We start from the raw sequence: 17,176 nt of genomic DNA on the forward strand, positions 1-17,176 counted from the left end.
AATGGATAATTTTCAAATTGAAACCGCTCAAAATATCGGAATTCAGCAAAATTCGGCTTCTATTGGTGATCGAATTTTAGCATTTTTAGTAGATTTTTTTATAATTGCCGCCTACGGTATTCTTAGCATGCTATTATTGGCAGGTTTAGAAGCCGATCGTTTTGGCGAAGGCGTGTACTATGTGGTGATAGGTTTGCCTATTTTTCTTTATTATTTATTATTCGAAACTTTTTGGGATGGGAAAACTCCCGGAAAATCTGCATTGAAAATACGCGTGGTGAAATTGGATGGATCTCGACCTGCTTTTTCAAATTATCTGATACGCTGGTTGCTGCGAACTATCGACATTAGTTTAGGAAGTGGAAGCATCGCTGTAGTTACTATTTTACTAAATGGTAAAGGACAGCGTTTAGGCGATATGGCTGCAAAAACAACGGTGATTTCTGAAAAAAGAAAAGTGAGCTTAGCCAATACTTTAGCAGTTGAAATTCCTGAAGATTACTTCCCAAAATATCCTCAGGTAACAGTTTTGAACGACAGGGATGTACAGGAAATTAAAGAGATTTATAGAAATGCTCGAATAAAAGGCAATCATAATATTATTATCGCTTTAGCTGAAAAATTATCCAACTTACTCGGAGTGAAATTTGAAGAAAAACCAATGGTTTTTGTACAACGAGTGATTGAAGATTACAACTATTTTACGCAACAGTAAACTTAGAAGTTAGATTTGAGATTCTAGACACTAGACATTCCTAATTAAAAATTGAACTCCAGAATTAAGATTATTGATAATTGCTAACTGTTAATTGATTGCTTCTCACTGAAACTGTCAATTGACTAAAACGCTCTTAAAGGTTAAGATATTAGAGCCTAGAAACCAGACATTCTTCATTGAAAATTGAACTGTAAAACTTAGATTATTGATAATTGCTAACTGTTAATTGATCTCTACCAACTGAGACTGCTCACTGCAAACTGAAAAACTATTCAATAATTTCCACCTGCATTTCTATATTATCGATTGGCCATTCTGATTGTCCGGTTTCGACTTGAGAAATTTTATCGACTACATCCATTCCTTTGGAAACATAACCATAAACGGTATGTTCATCGTCCAAATGATGTGCGCCGTTGGGATTGAGAACAACGAAAAATTCAAACGGACTCGATGCTTTGCTGGTATTCTGTTCGGCATACTTTGCTGCAGAAAAAGCTCCACGATTATGGGTGTGTCCTGCATTTAATTCATTCGGAATTAGGTAATCACCGATAGCATATCTTTTTTTGTTGGTAGAAGCATTATCTGAATTACCTCCCTGAATCACAAAATTTGGCGCTACCCGATGAAAATAAGTATTGTTGAAATAATTATTTTTTATAAGCATAATAAAATTAGCACGGTGCAGTGGGGTATCACGATATAAAGTGACTTCAAAAGATCCAAAAGAGGTGGTAATACGTACTTTATTCTCTGGATTCTTTTTTCCATATTCGGTTAAAAAAGGTATCAATTTTTCTTGCTGAATGGGAAAAGCGGTGTCTTTCGCAGTTTTTATTTTCTGTTCGTTATTTTCAATTTCTGAAGAATCGACTTTGTTTTTTGCCGAATCTTCGCTTTTTATGCTATTTTTAACGGCTTCTGAGGTGTTTTCTGAATTATTTTCGCCTGAAGTTTTCTTATCTTCACAACTTGCGAAAACACTAACAACCAAAATTACGATTACTGATACACGTTTAAACATGGAATTTTTCGAGTTTAAAAATAGAATTTCAAATTTAAAAAAAATTGAACTGCCCGGCGAGGCTGCGCACAATAAATTAGCGCCTTCTATTAGAGTTCAGGAACTTAAAAAAATAGACTTTTCAGCAAAAACAACAAATAGCGCCGGAGTAATGGCGGTTTTTTATCCGAAAAACGAGCAAACTTATTTCGTTTTGATTCTTAGAAAAACTTATAAAGGAGTGCATTCTAACCAAATTGGGTTTCCTGGTGGCAGGGTAGAAGAGGAAGATGAAAATATAGAAGAAACCGCTTTGCGAGAAACTGAAGAGGAAGTAGGTATTCCTCGAGATAAAATTAAAGTTATTAGAGGTTTAACCAAATTGTATATTCCGCCCAGTAATTTTTGGGTGCATCCTTACATTGGGGTAATGACAGAAACTCCCAATCTTATTCCGCAGGAAAGCGAAGTAGAAGCTATTTTGGAAGTAAAACTTGAAGATTTTTTAGATGATAAAAATTTTGTGACCGAGAATTTGAGTACTTCTTACATGGAAAATATTGATGTTCCGGCATTCTTATTAAACGATCAGATCGTCTGGGGCGCTACAGGTATGATGCTCGGTGAACTTCGAGAAATGCTTCAGGAAATTCTATAAAATCGAATTTCTTATATTTGTGGGTTTTTCAGAAAAAATGAAGTAAAATTTAAGATTCTGAATTAAACGATTCAATTCCGACCAATAGACCAACTAAACTATGGGATTATTCAAAAAAAATCCATTTGGACATATATTATTTATTAAAAAATGGCTTATTCGTGTATTCGGATTAATGACACATCGTCGTTATAGAGGATTCAACGAATTAAATATTGAAGGTTCAGAAATTATTAAAAACTTACCAGATAGGGGAGTTTTATTTGTTTCTAATCATCAAACTTACTTTGCCGATGTTGTGGCAATGTTTCATGTATTTAATGCGAGTCTTAGTGGGCGAGTAGATAGTATAAAAAATGTAGGCTATATCTGGCAGCCAAAAATGAACATCTATTATGTTGCTGCCAAAGAAACGATGAAAGCTGGATTGCTAGCCAGAGTTTTGGCGTATGCCGGTGCTATTAAAGTAGAAAGAACCTGGCGTTCTAAAGGACAAGAAGTAAAAAGAAAAGTAAATCCAGATGATTCCAAAAATGTAGGTGTAGCTTTAGACGATGGCTGGGTAATTACCTTCCCGCAAGGAACTACGACGCCATTTAAGCCTATTCGTAAAGGTACAGCGTATATTATAAAGCAATATAAGCCGATTGTTGTTCCTATAGTTATCGATGGTTTTAGACGTTCTTTCGACAAAAAAGGGCTACGCATTAAAAAACGTGGAATACTGCAATCATTTCAGGTAAAAGAACCTTTGGAGATCGATTATGAGAATGATACTGTCGAAGAAATTGTTGGAAAGTTGGAACATGCAATAGAGCAGCATTCTTCATTCTTAAAAGTAATACCAGCAGAGGAATTAGTGGAAATCGAACATTTAAATGAAAAACGCCGCTATTCTTACAAAGAAGAATAACAGCGTTTTTTGTATAATCATAGGTGTTAATTGCTGTCTAAATTTTTTAGTTGCATATAGTTTTTCTTCAGTCTCTTTAGTAAAATACCATAAATAAGACGATAGAATAGCCAAGTTCCCCCGAGGACAACACTTAAAAGAAGTATGATTAGCCCTATAAATTTAAAATAATCTAAAGTTTCGAAATTTCTTATAGGATTATTGGCAATTTGAGTTTCGTGAACGTAATGATAAATAATTAGGAAAGCATAGACAATAAATAATAGAGCGCTGGAAATTAAGATGTAGGCTATATAATGCTTAACAGTCTTCCTAGTTTTTAGAATATTTTGCATCAGTTTTTTAGTAGAACTGGTAGAAGATATTTTTTGATAGTTTTTATAGAACTTGTACACAAAATATAACCAGATTACTAGATGGATAACACTAGTTGCGATAGTAAATTCTCTTAAATCTACTTTATCCATATTTTTCCAGTAATTATCGTCCATGACGAAAAAGCTAAGTGCAATACCCAGCCCAAACTCGCAAAGGCTAATGATAAACAACCACTTTACAATCGAAGAAGATCGCTTCCAGATCATCTTATAGAGCTCATCATAGGAAACTTTAGGAAGATTTACTTCCTGTTTTTTCCAGTCTTTTTTTAATAATTCTAATCCATCCATAGTTTACGGATTTAAAACACTTTTAAGTTTCGTTTTAATTCTATTCATTTTCACTCTCGCATTCACTTCACTTATTCCTAATGTTTCAGATATTTCTTTATAATTTTTGTCTTCCAGATATAAAAAAACAAGCGCTTTTTCAATATCATTTAATTCTTTAATCGCACTGTACATCAATCCTAATTGTTGTTCTGCTTCGTCATCATAATCTTCTGCTTTTATTTTGAAATGTACTGTATCAAAATCCTGAGTCGCAATACCGCGTTTTTTCTTTCGATATAACGTAATGGCGGTGTTTAATGCTACTCTGTACATCCAGGTGCTAAACTTAGCATCACCCCTAAATTTAGGATATGCCTTCCATAGCTGGATGGTGATCTCTTGAAACAAATCGTTATGCGACTCTCTATCGTGCGTATATAATCTGCAAATCTTATGCGCAATATTTTGATGTCGCTCTAAATTTGTGACGAATTGATGTTCTAATTCCTTCTCCACATTGATTGATTAGCTTCTATAGGTAGCAATAAACTATTTTTTGTTACACAAAAACTTTAAAATACCGTTAATGCCCTTCTTTTTTATGGTTTAAGCCGTAACTTTACGGTAAAGCAATCAATAATTATGAATATACCCAGAACCGAATTGCCCCGGGTGGTCATCATTGGTGGCGGTTTTGCCGGAATATCGCTGGCAAGAAAGTTATTACACGAGGAAGTTCAAATGGTCTTACTGGACCGTAACAATTATCACACTTTTCAACCCCTTTTATATCAAGTATCAACCTCTGGATTAGAACCAGATTCTATTGCTTATCCCTTAAGAAAAGTGACAAGGAATTCGCAAAAATGTTTCTTTCGAAATGCAGAAGTTGAATCTATAGATGCAGAAAATAATATCATACACTCTAATATTGGAGAACTTGTTTACGATTACCTGGTGATTGCCACTGGATCTAAAACGAATTTCTTCGGAAATGAGAGTGTTGAAAAGAATGCTATGTGGATGAAAACGATTCCGCAGGCATTAAATATTAGAAGTCTCATCTTAGAGAATTTAGAGCAGGCTGTAATTGAAACAGATCCAGAAAAGCGTAAATCCTTATTAAATTTCGTTTTAGTGGGTGCTGGTCCTACCGGAGTTGAATTGAGTGGAGCTATAGCCGGCCTTCGAAATAATATCGTGCCTAAAGATTACCCCGATCTTAATCCAGCAGAAATGAATATTCACTTATTAGAAGGTTTAGGGCGTGTTCTCCCTCCTATGAGTGAAAAATCTTCTGAAAAATCTCAGAAATTTTTAGAAGATTTAGGAGTAAAGATTCATTTAAATACCATGGTAGAAAGTTATGATGGCCATTTGGTTACCACAAATACAGATCTGGCTTTAAAGACTGAAACCTTAATTTGGTCTGCCGGAGTAACAGGAGCGCCCGTAAAAGGTTTAAATGCTTCTGCTATGATCGAAAAAGCAAATCGCTACGAAGTAAATGCATTTAACCAGATTAATGGTTACGAAAATATTTTTGCTATAGGCGACATTGCTGTGATGCAAACTGAAGAATATCCAAAAGGGCATCCAATGGTTGCACAGCCGGCTATTCAGCAAGGAAAGCATTTAGCTAAGAATTTAAAGAAACTTATAAATGGTGAGAAATTAAAACCTTTTGATTATTTTGATAAAGGAAGTATGGCTACTATTGGAAGAAATAAAGCCGTTGTAGATATAGGAAAATCTACATTTGGAGGCTTTTTTGCCTGGTTTATCTGGATGTTCGTACACCTTTGGTTTTTAATAGGTTTTAGAAATAGATTAGTAACATTTTGTAACTGGGTATACAATTATATTAATTTTGATCGAGCGGCACGACTTATTATAAGACCGTATAAATCGAATAGAGAAAATTTGGAAACCAACCAGAAAAAAGTATAAAATTTCAATACAGAATAAAGATAGAAGAAACCCGAATCGAGAGATTCGGGTTTTGTTTTTTCAGTTGATCCCTAAAAAATTACAGTTCAGTTTTCTTTTTTACGAAGTTGGATTTTTCTGAAGCATTTTTGAAGTATAAAATCAATCAAAAATGAACTTCAACTACTTCGCTTTATTTTACTTCACTTTTTTTATTGCGCATGTATCTTTTGCGCAGCAGGAAATCTCGGGTATCGTAACCGATAAAAAACAACGACCTGTTGCTGGTGCGAATATATATCTGAAAGGAACTTACGACGGAGCAATTTCAGATGAAAATGGTATATTTTCTTTTACTTCAGAAAAAAAAGGAATTCAAACGCTTATCATCTCATTTCTTTCCTTTAAAACGAAAGAAATATCTGGAGAAATTAATAATTTCAATAATTTAGAAATTCAACTTTCTGAACAATTTGATGTTTTAGAAGCGGTAATGATCAACGCTGGTAATTTTGAAGCAGGAAGCACTTCAGAAGCTTCCGTGTTAAAACCTTTGGATATCGTTACTACTGCCGGGAGTGTAGGGAATATCATCGCTGCGCTAGAAACACTCCCCGGTACACAAAGTGTAGGTGAAAGTGGACGATTATTTGTGCGTGGTGGCGATGCTACAGAAACCCAAACCTTTGTCGATGGCCTTCGGGTGGCGCAACCTTATAATGCATCAGTTCAAAATATACCTTCCAGAGGACGATTTTCGCCTTATTTATTTAAAGGAATGTCATTTTCTACCGGTGGCTACAGTGCCGAATATGGTAATGCCCTTTCCAGTATTTTAGTAATGGATACTCAGGATAAAGCCGAAGAAGATAATACCGAGCTTAGTTTTATGAGTTTAGGTTTGGGAATTGGAAAAACCAAGAATTGGGAGAAAAGCTCGATTACTTTAAATGCTAGTTATACCAATTTAGGGCCTTATCAATCACTAATCAATCAAAATATAACTTTTGATAAACCATTTCAGTCTATTGCAGGAGAAGTAGTTTATAGAAATCAAATGAAAAATGGCTTATTAAAGGTTTACACCGCTTACGATTATACTTCTTTTAAAGTAAACCAGCCAATAGACGGAATACGCCGAACTGTCGATTTAAATAATAATAATTTTTATCTGAATTCTTCTTACGATCACGCTCTGGGAAACAAATGGCATTTATTTAGCGGAATAAGTTACGGAAATAGCCAAAACGATATTGATTTGGATACAGAAGCTGTTGATGATACTGAAAATAGCTTCCATTTAAAGACCAAAGTGAGCAAAAGGTTTACTGATAAGATAAAACTGAATTTTGGAGCTGAATATTTTAATACCGATTTTGACCAATCTTACCAATCGGAAGAAGGGAATTTTAATCCAAATTATACTTCAGGATTATTTTCAATATTTTCTGAAGCGGACATTTACTTTACACAAGATCTTGCAGCAAAAGTTGGACTTAGAGCAACGCAAGATGCTTTGTTAGATGATGTTTATGTGAGTCCGCGTATATCGCTAGCTTATAAATTAGATAAAAATCAACAAATTTCAACTGCTTTTGGAAATTTTAAACAGCAGGCTTCGCAAGAATACTTAAAATTCAATCAGAATTTATTTCAGCAAAAAGCAACGCATTATATTCTGAATTATCAATATTCTAAAGCTTCAAAAACCTTGAGAGCAGAAGCTTATTTTAAAGAATATCGAGATCTACTTACGCATACCGGTAACGAAATAACCTACGATTCTAATTTCGGAAATTCAGGTTCGGGATATGCTAAAGGAATTGATATTTTTTGGAGAGATGGGCACTACAGAAATTTAGATTATTGGGTTTCGTACTCCTTTATAGATTCAGAAAGAAAATATCAAAATTATCCGGAGAAAGTTATTCCTAATTTTGTCGCCAATCATAACCTGTCGATAGTCAGTAAATACTGGATCGAGTCTTTAAGAAGTCAGGCAGGATTTACTTATAATTTTAATTCAGGTAGGCCATTTAACGATCCAAATACTTCTAGTTTTATGGCTGGCAAAACCAAATCTTATCATAGCTTAAATTTCAATTGGGCGTATTTAGTTAGCAAACAGCAAATTTTATATGTTTCCATTTCTAATGTTTTAGGAACCGAAAATGTTTTTGGATACGAGTATTCAAATACTCCAAATGCTTCAGGTAGATACTCCGCTACAGCTGTTAGACCCACGGCAGATCGGTTTTTCTTTGTTGGTTTCTTTTGGACAATTAGTGATAATAAAAACCGAAATCAGCTAGATCAACTTTAAAATACAATTCAGTATAAAGTTTTGACGGTTCAGTAACCTATTCTTTAAAGTACGAGTGTATTTATTCAATTTTACACTACAAATAAAATCAATCATAGACATGAAAGCACTTATTATCTTATTATTAGTTACGGCTGCAGAAGTTATCTCTGCACAAACATACCAGGAAGTGATGCAAAAAGGCATGCAACAGTGGGAGGAAGGGAATATCGAAAGCGCTAGCGCTATTTTTGAGCGTGTTGCAGCGGCAGAACAAGAAAACTGGTTACCAGATTATTATTTAGGGCTGGTGAATACTACGGAAGCATTTAATACCAAGGACAAAAAGAAAGTTGAAGCTCAACTTAAAAAGGCCGAAGGTGCCTTACAATCTGCGCTATTAAAAACTGAAGAAAACGCGGAGCTATTAGTTTTGGAAGCATTGATTTATACGGTGAAAATTATGCAGAATCCCATGACTAACGGACAAAAATATATGCCGAAAATCAATGAAATTTATACCAAAGCTGAAAAACTTGAGCCAAAGAATCCACGGGTGAAGTTTGAAAAAGCGCAATTTGCCATGGGGAGCGCAAAATTCTTTGGAAACGATCTTGCACCAATTTGCAAAGATATTGAGACTTCTATCGTCCTTTTTGAAGAATTTGAAAACGATACACCATTTTATCCAAACTGGGGAAAAGACCAGGCCATAAAAGCTTTAGAAAGTTGCCAGCAATAAATGAAATAGATCGTAATTAAAATTTATAGTATTTTTAGAACCATAACATTTCGCTTATGCAAAGTTTACTTAAAATTTTCAGGATCAGTATTGTTGTATGTATTCTGGTTTTCGTTATTAACTTCATATTTAATGATTTTGATATAGAATTTTTTAGAGATATAAAAAACTGGGGAGTGATGGTTTTTTATAGTATATCGATCACTATCGTTAATGTTTTGTATGCCGATCTTTTTGAAAAATATGTTGGTTGGGAAAATGCAGGAACAAGACGAATATTTTATTCGGCCTTAGGTGCAATTATAGTTACACTTGTTGCTTATTTTTTGTGCAGGTTAACACATCTAGTGTGGCTTGTTCCCACAAAGACAATAGCAGAGTTTGTTAGCGAAGAAAAATTAAGATATTATTTATTTCCGCTTTTGTTTAGTACCGCGATAACCCTGTTTTTTCATTTGATTTATCTTTTTAAGTCGCGACAGGAAGAAAAAATGAACGAGCAAAAAATTATAGCGGGTACAGCAACCTCAAGATTCGATGCGCTTAAAAACCAACTAGATCCTCATTTCTTATTCAACAGTTTAAATGTGCTAAGTTCTTTAATTGATGAAGATCCTGATAAAGCACAAAAATTTACCGGTTCATTATCAAAAGTGTACCGCTATGTTCTAGAGCAAAAAAGTAAAGAGCTAGTTACAATAGAAGAAGAGTTGAAATTCGCAATTGTGTATATGAATCTATTGAAGATGAGATTTGAAGATTCTATCATTTATAATCCTCCTACAGAAATTTCGAATCTAGAAGCTAAGGTGGTTCCGTTATCGCTTCAGCTATTATTGGAAAATACCGTAAAGCATAATAAAATCACACCAGAATCTCCACTGGTAATTACTATTTACGAGACCGATAAAGTTTTGGTGGTAAAAAATAATCTTCAACCTAAAGAAATTCTAAGAAGTGGCGGGAGCGGTGTAGGGCTTCTAAATATTAAAGAGCGTTATAATTTGCTTACTGAAAGAACGATGGAGATTATTAAAACTGAAAGCGAGTTTATGGTACGTCTTCCGTTATTGACGAAAAAAACTAAGCACGCACAATTATTTAAAACTGAAAAAATGAAAGATTTGGAACTAGCGAATAAAAATTATTTATACGCAAAGGAGCAGGTTAAAAAAGAAAAAGATTTTTATGGAAATTTAACCTCCTATTGTATTATTATTCCTGCTTTAGGAGTTTTTAATTACCTAACCATAGATTTTTTATGGGTAATCTTCCCAGCTATGGGATGGGGACTTGGACTTCTGTTTCATGGTCTTTCCGCCTTCAATTATAGTCCATTTTTAGGAAGAGATTGGGAAGAACGTAAGATTAAAGAAATAATGAATAAAAAGGGCTAAAATCATCGATTATGAATAATTCAGAAGAAAAATATTTTGCGGCACGAGAAAAAATGGAAAATTTAAAACAGTTCTATGCCCATTTAATAATCTTCGTTTTCGTTAACCTTGTTTTTTTGAGTTTTAATTATTACAAAAACTATATCGAATTTCCTTGGGTTTTATGGGGAACATTTGGCTGGGGAATAGGTTTAGGTTTTGACTACTTAAAAGCATTTGATAAAAATCTGTTTTTAGCAAGAGATTGGGAAAAGCGTAAGATCAAAGAAATAATGAATCAAAAGGACTAAAATTATCGATTATGAATAATTCAGAAGAAAAATACCTAGAGGCACGTAAGAAGGTAAAAAAAATGAAAGAGTTTTATTCGCACTTAACGGTGTTTATAGTAGTAAATCTCTTTTTATTCGGAATAAATTGGTACACAATCAATCTACAATATCCTTGGTTTTTATGGGTTTTATTTGGCTGGGGAATAGGTTTGGTATTCGATTATTTAAAAGCCTTTGATAAAAATCCAATTTTCAATAAAGATTGGGAACAACGAAAGATAAACGAATACATGAACAAAGAGCAAGATCAACAACGCTGGGAATAAGATATTTACATGAAATTAGTAATTGTAGAAGACGAAAAGCCGGCCGCACGACGGTTAAATCGTTTACTGAATAAAAAAGGACTAGAAGTAGAAGTAATGCTTCACTCGGTTGCTGAGGGAATACAATGGTTTTCTGAAAATGAGCATCCAGATCTAATATTTTTGGATATTCAGCTTAGTGACGGATTATCTTTTGAAATTTTTGAAGCCGTAAAGGTAAAAAGTGCTATTATTTTTACTACGGCTTACGATGAATATGCGCTTAAAGCTTTTAAACTTAATAGTGTAGACTATTTATTGAAACCGATTGATGATGAAGAGTTAGATGAAGCGATCGAGAAATTTGAAGAAACCTACCAATCGAAATCGATAAAACTAAATGTAGATGATTTTAGAAGTTTGCTTAGCTTTTCTTCCTCTGAAAATTATAAATCCAGATTCACCATTCAGGTTGGGCAGCATCTAAAAATTATTGATGTTGAAGACATTGTATGTTTTTATTCTGAAAATAAAGCAACCTACATTCATAATAGTGAAGGAAGAGGATATTTGATGGATGTTTCTTTAGAGCAGCTTGAAAAGGAACTCGATCCTAAAAAGTTTTTTAGAATTAACAGAAAGTGTATTGTTCATATTAAAGCTATTAAAGATATAATTTCTTACACAAATTCTAGATTAGAACTGAAGCTTACGAACTTCAATGAATTTCAGATCATTGTGAGTAGGGAACGCGTTAAAGATTTCAAGAATTGGATATCTTAAAAAAACAGGCTTAAATGTTAAAAATCAAACTTTTAAAAACCGCGATGGCTTTTTCTACGTAAATATAAATGAGAAGCAAAGTGAGAAATGCTTCTCAGGCTTGAATCATTTTTTTTTGGTCGAATTTTTGATTTAAGTTTTGATTTTTTTTGGTTGGTTAGAGTGAAAGGCTTGCTTCGGCAAGCCTTTCAGTTTGTCTGAAAATTGAATGATAAACACCTATGAAAAAAGCCCGGCGATTGCCGGGCTTTTTAATTTTATAATATTAAATACATTTTAAGGTGCAGCAACTGTACCTAAAACATATAATTGATCCATCGTTGGCGTTTCACTACCACCTTCTGGCTCTAGCGTGATACCAAAGGCTTCAGATTGATTCGCATTTTCCAGACTGAAGATTTTATTTTCATCTCCAGCAAAATCATCCAATAATCCTAAGCTAGTAGGAGTGAGCGGTTGCATTGTTAAAGACCAAACCTGATAAACCTGACCTCTTGGTGGTTCTGGTAAACCTTTAGCATCAATATATGCAGTATCATCTATATCATTCCAATAAACCGTTGCGTAAGCCTCAGAAAAACCTTCCTGACCTTGCAATGGTATTCTGGAGATATTATTATCTCTTATTGCTGCTAAAATTTGTTTGGTATTTTCAGCTTCGTCACGTATATCTGCGATTTGCTGCTCGATAATACTATTTTTCGTTTCAGCTTCAGTTAAAGATCTTCTAAGTTCACTATTCTGTTGGAATAAAAAGAATAACCCTATCAAGAATACTAAACTTGCAGCCCATCCTATATAACTAACCCATCTTGTGCGCTGGCTACTTTCAGGACTTAATTGCCTTACAGGAGTACGGGAAGATAATTTAGATTTTAATGTCGACAATAGCGCTTCCGGATTGTATGGAGCAATACCGGCGGCTAGTTTTTGAAGCGCATCTTCAATTTCTTCAACTTCTTTTTCTACTTCAGGATATTCTCTAAGTACAGCAGTTACTTCGCGACTTTCTTTGTCACTAAGTGCACCGTAAACATAAAGTTCCAGAATTCCAGATGATATGTATTCTTCGATCTCAGCCATTAGTTTCCTACAATTTCTCTTAATTTATTTATACAGGCTCTATTTCTGGTTTTTACAGTTCCCAGAGGCATTTCCAATTCTTCAGCGGTTTCTTTTTGAGTATATCCTTTGAAGAATAATAGGTCGATTAATTTTTTACAAACTGGCTTTAGAACTTCAATATATTTTTTCAATCCTATAGCGTCTATAGTAGAACTAAAATTAGTTTTTGATTCTAATATATTTACGAAATTATCTGCAGCTAGGTTTTGTCGTTTATTTTTAAAGCTTTTAGATCGTATTTTATCAATAGATGCATTTCTGGCAATATTGAGTACCCAAGTGAAAAAACGGCCTTTACTAGAATCGTAAGACGATGCATTTTCCCATATTTTCATAAAAACATCCTGTAACACTTCTTCGGCGATATCTTTTTCACCAATTATACTAAAGATAATTCCATAAGTACTTTCTGAGTAGAGCTGGTAAATACGCTCAAAGGCTTTTTGATTCCCTTTTTGTAACTCAAGAATAAGTTCATCCTGCTGCATAAATCTGAATGTGGTTAGTTTCTTTAAAAATATATAAAAAAATAAAAGCAGCTAAATGAATAGCTGCTTTTATTTAAAATATTATAGTATTTCTACTAAAATTATTTCATTTCAATAACTCCACATCCTACACGAGTACCAGCGGCACCTGATGGTTGAGAAGTGAAATCGTCTACACCATCATGTACGATGATTGCTTTTCCAAGAATATCTTTAGTGTCATCTCCACATCCTATACACCACTCGTCTGTAGTTACAGTGATTGTACCTTTTCCGCTAGAATCTACTTCAAAGTTTCCAATATCTCCTTTATGGTATCCTTCTTCAGATCCCCATTTACCGTGAGGCTCGTTAGTAGGATTCCAGTGTCCACCAGCTGAAGTTCCATCTGCAGCAGAACAGTCTGCTTTTTGGTGAATATGGATTGCATGTTTACCTTCAGAAAGTCCCATGATAGTTGCTTCCATAGTTACTTCACCGTTTTCTTCAGTAAAAGTTACTTCTCCAGAAAGATTGCTATCACTCTTAGGTTCTAAGGTTACCATAACTTCTTTTTTCTCAGAAGATTCGGCATCCATATCTTCGTCCATTTCAGAAGTCATTTCTGTGTTTTGATCATCTACTTCTGCTTCTTCGTTATCTTTTTTTTCGTTTTTACAACTAGTAATAAAAAGTGAAGCGCAGAATAGTAGCGATAAGCTAATACGTTTCATAATAATGATTGGTTTTGTGATTATAGGTACTAAAGTACTTTGAATATAGTGCTTTCGCAAAGATTTAAGTATAGCTTAACATTGCGAAGTTTCAGTATTCGCGTGCTTTCAGCAATAGTTCAGCTAATTAAGGACTTCAGAAAAATATTAATTATCTATAAAATTATTTTTTTCTCTAATTAGTCCAATCGCTTAATTTTAATATTTCTAAACCAAACTTCATTTCCGTGATCTTGCAAAGCGATGTGGCCTGATTTTGCTTTTCCAAATTGTTCCCAATCTGCAAATTTAGAATTTGCAACCAACTCTTCCCAGCCATCGCCATCAACCTGAAATTCGACGATTTTCACACCATTCTGCATAACAGAACCCTTATTTGATTTGTGATCTATTTTTAGAATGATGCTGTTCCATTCTCCAACTGGTTTCGTTGTATTTTCAGAAGGTGCTATCATGTCGTAAAGTGCACCGGCATGGCGCTTAGGGCCATTTTTTCCGTCGGGATGTTTCTCATTGTCTAAAACCTGAATTTCCGGACCGGTTAAATAGGGCTCATCCAGTTCTTTATCCTCTATGACAGCCCACATGAAACCACTATTCCCAGCCTCTGAAATTTTCCATTCCATAGAAAGCTCAAAATCGGTATATTTTTCTTTAGTTATTAGATTCTCAGTTTGATTGCGTCCTTCTTTCGGAAGTAGATGAAACGTTGCATCATTGCTTGTCCATTGCGTGATAGAATCGCGATTATAGGCTTTCCAATGGTCATTGATATTACTCGTGCTTAAATCAATCCAATCTTCTGCAGGTTTTTCAATTTCGGCAGTTGATTCTTCATTAGCCACTTTTTCAGATTTATCTGATTCAGAATTTTTACAACTAACTATTGTAAAAGCACTTGCTATAAGCGCTATTCCTAGTTTCTTCATTTTTCTTAGCTAAGGTTGAGACTTACTTAATCCCTAAAATTGTTTTAAGATGATTTTCATCAATTTCGGAACCTGCAAAATCATCAAATTTTTTCTGTGTAGCTTCAATAATATGACTTTGAATAAAAGGAGCACCTTCTTTTGCACCTTGTTCTGGTGATTTAATGCAACATTCCCATTCCATTACTGCCCAAACATTACAACCATATTGCGTTAATTTAGAGAAAATAGTTTTAAAATCTACCTGTCCGTCACCAGGGTGACGATAACGACCGGCTCGATCTACCCAATTATTATAGCCTCCAAAACTTCCTTTTTTTCCCGTAGGATTAAATTCGGCATCTTTAACATGAAACATTTTAATAAATTCATGATAGTGATCGATATAGGTTAGATAATCCAGTTGTTGCAACACAAAATGACTAGGATCATATAATAAATTTGCGCGTTTATGATTATTGGTTTCGGCTAAAAACCGCTCAAAAGTGTCGCCATCGTGAAGGTCTTCTCCAGGATGAATCTCATAACAAAGATCAACTCCATTTTCATCAAAAACATCTAAAATAGGCAACCAGCGATTTGCCAGTTCTTTAAATCCTAATTCTACCAGACCATCTGGTCGTTGCGGCCATGGGTGAGCCGTATGCCATAGGAGGGAACCGCTGAACGTTCCATGCACATCCAAACCAAAATTTCTACTCGCTTTAGCAGCACTTTTTAACTGATCTATTGCCCAAGCCGTTCTCGCTTTTGGATTGTTCTTATAATCATCTGGCGCAAAATTATCGAACATGGTATCATAAGCAGGATGTACAGCTACTAATTGCCCCTGTAAATGGGTACAGAGTTCTGTAATTTCTAAACCATACGATGCGACCTTTCCTTTTAGTTCGTCACAATATGTTTTGCTCTCTCCTGCTTTTTTTAGATTTATAAGTGCAGATTCCCATGTGGGAATTTGTATTCCTTTATAACCCAAATCTGCAGCCCATTGGCACAGCCCATCTAAGCTATTAAATGGAGCTTTAGAATCCATAAACTGAGCTAAATAAACAGCTGGTCCTTTAATAGTTTTCATTAGTTAGTTTTTTTGAAGGTTAATTGTCTATGCTTATCCAAACATTTCCTTTTTTGTGGCTTTCTACGGCTTTTTCGATAAAATTCATACCTCGTAAACCATCAGTAATCGTTGGATATTCACCATCAAATCCATCTTCACCTAAAATTGCTTTAGCCACTCCATGATAGATATTTCCCATGGAATCAAAAATTCCTTCAGGATGGCCCGGTGGCAATTTTGTTCCGCTTAAAGAAAATTCACTGTTATAGGCATGTCCTGGTTTGAGTACCTGTAAAGGTTTATTTTCTTCTAATAAATAAAGATAATTAGGATTTTCCTGTTCCCATTTTAATCCGGCTTTATCTCCGTAAATTTTTACCGTAAAATTATTTTCTTCGCCTGTAGCAATTTGGCTGGCTCTAAGTACTCCTTTTACCTGATTATCCATGCGGAGTAAAACCGTTCCATCAATGTCCATCTCATTATCTTTATAAAGATAATTAAGGTCGGCAAGAATTTTTTTGACTTCCATACCGGTAACATACTCGATCATATCGTAAGCGTGCGTACCAATATCCCCAAGGCAACAACTAATGCCAGATTTCTCGGGATCTAATCTCCAAATACTGTTTCGTTGTTCTTTATCATGAATTATTGGGTTAATCCATCCTTGGTAATATTGAACATCTATTTTCTGAATGTTACCAAGTTTCCCAGAAGTAATCATTTCTCGCATCTGGCGAACCATTGGATATCCCGTATACGTATAAGTTACCGCAAATACTTTTCCTGTTTTATCTGAAGTTTCTTTTAGAATTTTAGCTTCTTCTAAAGTAGTTGTCAGTGGTTTTTCGCAAATCACATGAAAACCATTTTCCAGCAGCTGTTTTGCCATAGGAAAATGAAGGAAATTAGGAGTTAAAACAGAAACAACTTTAACCCTTTCTTCTTCCGGAAGGTTATTTTCTTTTTCTATAAACTCGTCTAGAGATTTGTAAACTCTACCAGTATTGATTCCTATATCTTCTGCAAACTTTATGCTCTCGTTGAAATCGGTATTAAAAACACCACCAACAAGTTCAAACTTATCAAACATTGAAGAAGCTACCCGATGCAAAACACCAATAAGAGAGTTGTTACCGCCACCAAGTATGCCTAGTTTTATTTTCTTTCCCATGCTATTTTT

19 protein-coding genes are annotated in these 17,176 nt (G+C 34.5%); 10 read left to right on the plus strand and 9 right to left on the minus strand.

The features are described from left to right. The first annotated feature begins 1 nt into the window (after position 1). Positions 2–715 (plus strand): RDD family protein, encoded by a 714-nt coding sequence (locus QWY91_RS02715; RefSeq protein WP_290231463.1) that lies wholly within the window; start codon positions 2–4, stop codon positions 713–715. Between the two features lie 271 nt (positions 716–986). Here the strand turns inward: QWY91_RS02715 and QWY91_RS02720 are convergent, their stop codons facing one another. Continuing rightward, positions 987–1,745 (minus strand): peptidylprolyl isomerase, encoded by a 759-nt coding sequence (locus QWY91_RS02720; RefSeq protein WP_290231465.1) that lies wholly within the window; start codon positions 1,743–1,745, stop codon positions 987–989. Here QWY91_RS02720 and QWY91_RS02725 point away from each other — a divergent pair. Next, positions 1,744–2,382: an NUDIX hydrolase gene (locus tag QWY91_RS02725; protein WP_290231466.1), complete on the plus strand. Its 639-nt coding sequence runs from the start codon at positions 1,744–1,746 to the stop codon at positions 2,380–2,382. The genes QWY91_RS02720 and QWY91_RS02725 overlap by 2 nt on opposite strands. Positions 2,383–2,482: 100 nt before the next feature. Beyond that, the gene (locus QWY91_RS02730; protein WP_290231468.1) at positions 2,483–3,295 is read left to right on the plus strand and encodes a lysophospholipid acyltransferase family protein; all 813 of its coding nucleotides are present in this window, start codon (positions 2,483–2,485) and stop codon (positions 3,293–3,295) included. Positions 3,296–3,321: 26 nt separating this feature from the next. On the opposite strand, the gene QWY91_RS02735 is transcribed toward QWY91_RS02730, so the two are convergent. Next, entirely contained in the window at positions 3,322–3,963 is a 642-nt protein-coding gene (locus QWY91_RS02735) for a DUF8845 family protein (protein WP_290231469.1), read from the minus strand. A gap of 3 nt (positions 3,964–3,966) precedes the next feature. After that, positions 3,967–4,461 carry an RNA polymerase sigma factor gene (locus QWY91_RS02740; protein WP_290231471.1) on the minus strand — a complete coding sequence of 165 codons (495 nt, stop codon included), beginning with the start codon at positions 4,459–4,461 and terminating at the stop codon, positions 3,967–3,969. A 126-nt stretch (positions 4,462–4,587) separates the two neighbouring features. Here QWY91_RS02740 and QWY91_RS02745 point away from each other — a divergent pair, with 126 nt between their 5' ends. The 7 genes from QWY91_RS02745 to QWY91_RS02775 all read left to right on the plus strand — a co-directional run bounded on the left by QWY91_RS02745 (position 4,588) and on the right by QWY91_RS02775 (position 11,675). Next, a complete protein-coding gene (locus tag QWY91_RS02745; RefSeq protein ID WP_290231473.1) occupies positions 4,588–5,895 on the plus strand; it encodes an NAD(P)/FAD-dependent oxidoreductase in 1,308 nt (435 codons plus the stop codon). A 151-nt stretch (positions 5,896–6,046) separates the two neighbouring features. Further along, entirely contained in the window at positions 6,047–8,197 is a 2,151-nt protein-coding gene (locus QWY91_RS02750; protein WP_290231474.1) for a TonB-dependent receptor, read from the plus strand. Positions 8,198–8,297: 100 nt separating this feature from the next. Then, a complete protein-coding gene (locus QWY91_RS02755) occupies positions 8,298–8,918 on the plus strand; it encodes a hypothetical protein (protein ID WP_290231476.1) in 621 nt (206 codons plus the stop codon). Positions 8,919–8,974: 56 nt separating this feature from the next. Then, entirely contained in the window at positions 8,975–10,315 is a 1,341-nt protein-coding gene (locus tag QWY91_RS02760; RefSeq protein ID WP_290231478.1) for a 2TM domain-containing protein, read from the plus strand. A gap of 11 nt (positions 10,316–10,326) precedes the next feature. Continuing rightward, positions 10,327–10,605 carry a 2TM domain-containing protein gene (locus QWY91_RS02765; RefSeq protein ID WP_290231480.1) on the plus strand — a complete coding sequence of 93 codons (279 nt, stop codon included), beginning with the start codon at positions 10,327–10,329 and terminating at the stop codon, positions 10,603–10,605. 11 nt (positions 10,606–10,616) lie between these two features. After that, a complete protein-coding gene (locus QWY91_RS02770; RefSeq protein WP_290231482.1) occupies positions 10,617–10,913 on the plus strand; it encodes a 2TM domain-containing protein in 297 nt (98 codons plus the stop codon). 9 nt (positions 10,914–10,922) lie between these two features. Then, complete coding sequence (locus QWY91_RS02775; RefSeq protein WP_290231484.1) at positions 10,923–11,675, plus strand: LytR/AlgR family response regulator transcription factor; 753 nt, start codon at positions 10,923–10,925, stop codon at positions 11,673–11,675. A 276-nt stretch (positions 11,676–11,951) separates the two neighbouring features. On the opposite strand, the gene QWY91_RS02780 is transcribed toward QWY91_RS02775, so the two are convergent. The 6 genes from QWY91_RS02780 to QWY91_RS02805 all read right to left on the minus strand — a co-directional run bounded on the left by QWY91_RS02780 (position 11,952) and on the right by QWY91_RS02805 (position 17,167). Further along, positions 11,952–12,758: an anti-sigma factor gene (locus QWY91_RS02780; protein WP_290231486.1), complete on the minus strand. Its 807-nt coding sequence runs from the start codon at positions 12,756–12,758 to the stop codon at positions 11,952–11,954. Beyond that, the gene (locus tag QWY91_RS02785; RefSeq protein WP_290231488.1) at positions 12,758–13,288 is read right to left on the minus strand and encodes an RNA polymerase sigma factor; all 531 of its coding nucleotides are present in this window, start codon (positions 13,286–13,288) and stop codon (positions 12,758–12,760) included. Before QWY91_RS02785 ends, QWY91_RS02780 begins: the two co-directional genes overlap by 1 nt. A 101-nt stretch (positions 13,289–13,389) precedes the next feature. Next, the gene (locus QWY91_RS02790) at positions 13,390–14,001 is read right to left on the minus strand and encodes a superoxide dismutase family protein (protein ID WP_290231490.1); all 612 of its coding nucleotides are present in this window, start codon (positions 13,999–14,001) and stop codon (positions 13,390–13,392) included. Between the two features lie 179 nt (positions 14,002–14,180). Next, complete coding sequence (locus QWY91_RS02795) at positions 14,181–14,930, minus strand: 3-keto-disaccharide hydrolase (RefSeq protein WP_290231492.1); 750 nt, start codon at positions 14,928–14,930, stop codon at positions 14,181–14,183. 22 nt (positions 14,931–14,952) lie between these two features. Continuing rightward, positions 14,953–16,008 (minus strand): sugar phosphate isomerase/epimerase family protein, encoded by a 1,056-nt coding sequence (locus tag QWY91_RS02800; RefSeq protein ID WP_290231493.1) that lies wholly within the window; start codon positions 16,006–16,008, stop codon positions 14,953–14,955. A 19-nt stretch (positions 16,009–16,027) separates the two neighbouring features. Next, complete coding sequence (locus tag QWY91_RS02805) at positions 16,028–17,167, minus strand: Gfo/Idh/MocA family protein (RefSeq protein ID WP_290231495.1); 1,140 nt, start codon at positions 17,165–17,167, stop codon at positions 16,028–16,030. Between the last annotated feature and the right edge of the window lie 9 nt (positions 17,168–17,176).

This window comes from Zunongwangia endophytica, assembly GCF_030409505.1.
Lineage (GTDB): Bacteria > Bacteroidota > Bacteroidia > Flavobacteriales > Flavobacteriaceae > Zunongwangia > Zunongwangia endophytica.

What these genes read in the sequence shown, in the direction of transcription:
- QWY91_RS02790 (WP_290231490.1), bottom strand. Translation starts at nt 14,001, where the DNA reads ATGAAACGTATTAGCTTATCGCTACTATTCTGCGCTTCACTTTTTATT.
- QWY91_RS02780 (WP_290231486.1), bottom strand. Translation starts at nt 12,758, where the DNA reads ATGGCTGAGATCGAAGAATACATATCATCTGGAATTCTGGAACTTTAT.
- QWY91_RS02750 (WP_290231474.1), top strand. Translation starts at nt 6,047, where the DNA reads ATGAACTTCAACTACTTCGCTTTATTTTACTTCACTTTTTTTATTGCG.
- QWY91_RS02720 (WP_290231465.1), bottom strand. Translation starts at nt 1,745, where the DNA reads ATGTTTAAACGTGTATCAGTAATCGTAATTTTGGTTGTTAGTGTTTTC.
- QWY91_RS02785 (WP_290231488.1), bottom strand. Translation starts at nt 13,288, where the DNA reads ATGCAGCAGGATGAACTTATTCTTGAGTTACAAAAAGGGAATCAAAAA.
- QWY91_RS02755 (WP_290231476.1), top strand. Translation starts at nt 8,298, where the DNA reads ATGAAAGCACTTATTATCTTATTATTAGTTACGGCTGCAGAAGTTATC.
- QWY91_RS02795 (WP_290231492.1), bottom strand. Translation starts at nt 14,930, where the DNA reads ATGAAGAAACTAGGAATAGCGCTTATAGCAAGTGCTTTTACAATAGTT.
- QWY91_RS02715 (WP_290231463.1), top strand. Translation starts at nt 2, where the DNA reads ATGGATAATTTTCAAATTGAAACCGCTCAAAATATCGGAATTCAGCAA.
- QWY91_RS02775 (WP_290231484.1), top strand. Translation starts at nt 10,923, where the DNA reads ATGAAATTAGTAATTGTAGAAGACGAAAAGCCGGCCGCACGACGGTTA.
- QWY91_RS02765 (WP_290231480.1), top strand. Translation starts at nt 10,327, where the DNA reads ATGAATAATTCAGAAGAAAAATATTTTGCGGCACGAGAAAAAATGGAA.
- QWY91_RS02800 (WP_290231493.1), bottom strand. Translation starts at nt 16,008, where the DNA reads ATGAAAACTATTAAAGGACCAGCTGTTTATTTAGCTCAGTTTATGGAT.
- QWY91_RS02770 (WP_290231482.1), top strand. Translation starts at nt 10,617, where the DNA reads ATGAATAATTCAGAAGAAAAATACCTAGAGGCACGTAAGAAGGTAAAA.
- QWY91_RS02730 (WP_290231468.1), top strand. Translation starts at nt 2,483, where the DNA reads ATGGGATTATTCAAAAAAAATCCATTTGGACATATATTATTTATTAAA.
- QWY91_RS02805 (WP_290231495.1), bottom strand. Translation starts at nt 17,167, where the DNA reads ATGGGAAAGAAAATAAAACTAGGCATACTTGGTGGCGGTAACAACTCT.
- QWY91_RS02760 (WP_290231478.1), top strand. Translation starts at nt 8,975, where the DNA reads ATGCAAAGTTTACTTAAAATTTTCAGGATCAGTATTGTTGTATGTATT.
- QWY91_RS02745 (WP_290231473.1), top strand. Translation starts at nt 4,588, where the DNA reads ATGAATATACCCAGAACCGAATTGCCCCGGGTGGTCATCATTGGTGGC.
- QWY91_RS02725 (WP_290231466.1), top strand. Translation starts at nt 1,744, where the DNA reads ATGGAATTTTTCGAGTTTAAAAATAGAATTTCAAATTTAAAAAAAATT.
- QWY91_RS02735 (WP_290231469.1), bottom strand. Translation starts at nt 3,963, where the DNA reads ATGGATGGATTAGAATTATTAAAAAAAGACTGGAAAAAACAGGAAGTA.